3 protein-coding genes and 1 pseudogene are annotated in these 3,447 nt (G+C 41.6%); 1 reads left to right on the forward strand and 3 read right to left on the reverse strand.

The genetic code is table 11. From position 1 onward, the window contains the following. Positions 1 to 564 (reverse strand): alpha/beta fold hydrolase (locus ACXAC4_RS20350; RefSeq protein WP_475165010.1); only part of this gene is annotated, 564 nt, incomplete at its 3' end. A gap of 195 nt (positions 565 to 759) precedes the next feature. On the opposite strand from ACXAC4_RS20350, the gene ACXAC4_RS20355 reads away from it, so the two are divergent. After that, the gene (locus ACXAC4_RS20355) at positions 760 to 1,209 is read left to right on the forward strand and encodes an SCO family protein (RefSeq protein WP_475165012.1); all 450 of its coding nucleotides are present in this window, start codon (positions 760 to 762) and stop codon (positions 1,207 to 1,209) included. A 236-nt stretch (positions 1,210 to 1,445) separates the two neighbouring features. On the opposite strand, the pseudogene ACXAC4_RS20360 reads toward ACXAC4_RS20355, so the two are convergent. Both ACXAC4_RS20360 and ACXAC4_RS20365 read right to left on the reverse strand, forming a co-directional pair. Next, positions 1,446 to 2,344 (reverse strand): annotated as a pseudogene (locus ACXAC4_RS20360) (DUF1002 domain-containing protein). A gap of 271 nt (positions 2,345 to 2,615) precedes the next feature. Further along, positions 2,616 to 2,984 (reverse strand): hypothetical protein, encoded by a 369-nt coding sequence (locus ACXAC4_RS20365; protein ID WP_475165013.1) that lies wholly within the window; start codon positions 2,982 to 2,984, stop codon positions 2,616 to 2,618. Between the last annotated feature and the right edge of the window lie 463 nt (positions 2,985 to 3,447).

Below are 3,447 nucleotides of genomic sequence, written 5' to 3' on the forward strand. Positions count from 1 at the left end.
GGACACGAGCAAAAGCGGTTGAGTCAGCCTACTCAATCGCCCACTGCAATCAAAAGAAAGAGCACGGTTGTAATAGGTGTACCAACATTCCGGGTCGGACTTCGCCATGTGTTCATTCAATTCACGTTTAATTTCGTCATCTTTAAAATGGGAATGGCTGAGTAACTTGGCGAGCGTCTCCGGGCTTTTATCCACCCAGTACATCCCACCTTGAAATTCAAACCGGAGTCCTCCTGTAGCAACCTTAGGGAAACCGCCCGCAAGAATGACCGCCTTCGTCCGTTCAGGGAAGGTAAGTGCAAATTCCTGAGCAATCATCCCTCCGCAAGAATAGCCGACAACCACGATTTGATCGAGGTTCAAATGATCGATAAGCTGAACGACTTCCCTTGCGTACATCGATACATCAGGCGCATGAGAAATTACTTCAGAATCTCCGTTTCCACTGAGGTCTGGAAAAATAACACGAAACTCTCTTGCAAGGGAATGCTGCATTTTGAATACTTTCCTCCCATCCAGGAGGATGAATAAAAACAAAGGCTTCCCCATTTCCTCGATCGTCATAAAACAATTGTGCCCCTGATTTTTCTGTAAAATAAGGCATTCGCTCTTCATCCCCTAACCGATATTCATGGAACCTTAGCATTCCCAGAAGGACTGAAATTATGTCCATTTAACGAATATATTAAGGTTCGATTGACCTTACTTTCATGCAGGCGTAAACTAGACCTGTATCATAATGTCCGGAAGGGAAACAAAATGAAACGCTTTCTATTACTTAGCTTATTCGCATGTACAGTCATTTTCCTGACTGCTTGCGGATCGAATGAATTAGAGAATACGCTGGATTGGGAAGTTCAATCCTTTGAAGGAACCACACAAGCGGAGGAAAGCTTTTCTACGGATGAGATGGACGGAGAAGTTTGGCTCGCAAACTTTATCTTTACTAACTGCAACACAGTTTGCCCGCCAATGACAAGGAACATGGTCAAAGTTCAAGAGCAGTTGAAAGAAGAAGGTATCGATGTTGAAATTGTATCCTTCAGCGTAGACCCGACTGTGGATTCTCCCGAAGTTTTAAAAGAGTTTGGTGAAAAATATGGAGTTGATCACAGCAACTGGTCATTCATCACCGAATATACACAGGAAGAGATATCTAATTTCGCTCAAGAAAGCTTTAAGACTTCTGCAGTAAACGGAAGGCAATGATCAGGTTATTCATGGAACAGCATTTTACCTAATCAATGAAGAAGGCATGGTCGTAAAAAAATATAAAGGTGACACAGAAGTCCCTTTTGAACAAATAATTGAAGACACCAAAACCATCGCCAATTAAAGAGAACCTCCCCTCCATATAAGGAGCGGGAGGTTCTTTTAGAAGAAAAAACACCCCAGTCTATCGAAATAAAGATGACTGGGGTGGGCAAAACTAAGGCAGAAGCTATCTAGTTGAATAGTGAGTTGATAAAATTACTTAAGGATTTAAAGAAATCTTGAACGGCATTCCGCAAACTGTTCCAAAACCCATCGTCATTGATTAAGTCCTGGATATTGCCCGTCAGGTCTTCCAATTGTTTTTGAACTTGATCAAAGTTGATGTTCAAGTTGCGCATCTGTTCAAATAAGTCGACCAAACGCTGGCGGTCTTCTTCACTCAATTCAATGTTCAAGGATTGAAGTTGATCCGTACGATCTGCTCCACTTCTTCCCTTGTCACTGGGTCCTGCTCAGCAATTTGCTTCTTGATTTCGGTCAGCAATTCACTGATCTTATCCCGGTCGATCCCTTCCTCCTCGGCGATATCTGTTGCGATATCAAGCTCATCACTTGCTACCTTCATCCGTTCTTCATCCAGCTTCACGCCTTTTGCATCGTAAGCTTTATAGATGCCCGTAAGCGCAGAGTGACCACTGACCTTTACTGAGGAAGCGACCAGCACATCCGCATTCTCCACACCAGCCGTCAACAATGCATTTGTGTACATTTCTTTCGTCACCTGTGTTATGTTATCTGGTGTTACGATTTCAATGTTCAAGCCTTCTCCATTATCCTGATGAATGATTTTGACAGAAGAATACATATTCGAATTCGGGTTTCCCCGATATAGTTGGCTAATCTGGCCATTTACAACAAATTCATCGACCTGGTCATGCTGATTCACTTCGAGCAGCTCGGTTACGTCATCTTTTTGTGCTTCAGACAAAGCTTCTCCATAAACAACAATCGGCAGACCTAACTTTTCGTTGATGCCCTGATCCCCTGTCGATGCTGAGATGCTTGAAGGCAAAGCGAAAGCTGTAAACAAAACGACGATCAACATCCATAGACTGACACGTGTTTTCATGTTCTCGACCCCTTGTGAAAATGGTAGATTCCCCTTACGTTATGCGGAACCTCCCATTTATTATACCCGATGCATAGATGCACGGGTTGTCATAATAGACGTACGAGGGAGAGAAAAAGTTTCAAACTAAACAAAACATTTCTTTACGATAGGCTTTATATGAACATCATAAAAGTTATCTAAATAATATAGCTAGATTGCAGAAGGCTCGATTTTTAGACTTTGAGTGGTTCGTTGCTAAGTAGAGCGTTAGGGGTGGTTGGGAAGCTGCTTATTCTGGAAGTAGTTTCGAGTAACTCATGTGTTTGGTGAGACCCCGCAAGACGTTAGCCTGAGGAGGCTCACCGCGCTCCAGTTCTGTTTCTAGCAGTAATTTACAAGAATCTTCGATATTTTGCTGCGACATGGCTTGGAAGCGTAAAACCAAGTTGTCGGCGCAGTAATGCTGATTTGCAAGCACTTGGTTGATTTTCGCTTCATTGCGTTTCCAAGCTGGAATATAGACTTCACCTTCTTTAACGACATTGCCATATGCCAGCTTTACTTTACTGTAATCTTCGACAGCGGCTGGTTGCTCTGTAGTTTGACAGCCTGCAAGCACGGCAAGCGATAGGACCGCGGTTATTATTTTTGCTTTCATTGCTTCAAGTATCCAAATGCTTAATGTGAATTTTGTATACATTATACTTATTTTAATTTTGAATACAGCAAAGAAAGTCGATTATTTAGTTTTTTATACCAATTCTCTTAATTAAGTGATCTATTTTGAGGCGAGGAAAACTTGTCGATAGCAAGGTAAAAATTTTGCTATTTAGTTGTTCTAAATAAGAAATATTTAACGAAGCAAGCGGCAGTTTTAGTCCCTAAAAATGATTAAGTATTAGTGAGGATTGGTATTACATATTTTGAAGCACAAAAAAGCCAACCTAAAAGGTTGGCTTGAGTTTCATAATGCAAGTATGACAACGTGTTATGAATTTTTTGAAACTACCTGAACCTTAAATTTTTTCGAGAAAGCTCAGAAATAGACTTACACCCCATTAGGCGCATATCTCGAATGAGCAGGTGCTGTGTAAGAGGTGAATCTAACCGTCGTTAACCTT

The sequence above is a fragment of the Pseudoalteromonas sp. AWM4_233 genome (genome assembly GCF_056158285.1).

Coding starts and splice junctions, on each gene's coding strand:
- ACXAC4_RS20355 (WP_475165012.1), top strand. CDS start 760: ATGAAACGCTTTCTATTACTTAGCTTATTCGCATGTACAGTCATTTTC.
- ACXAC4_RS20365 (WP_475165013.1), bottom strand. CDS start 2,984: ATGAAAGCAAAAATAATAACCGCGGTCCTATCGCTTGCCGTGCTTGCA.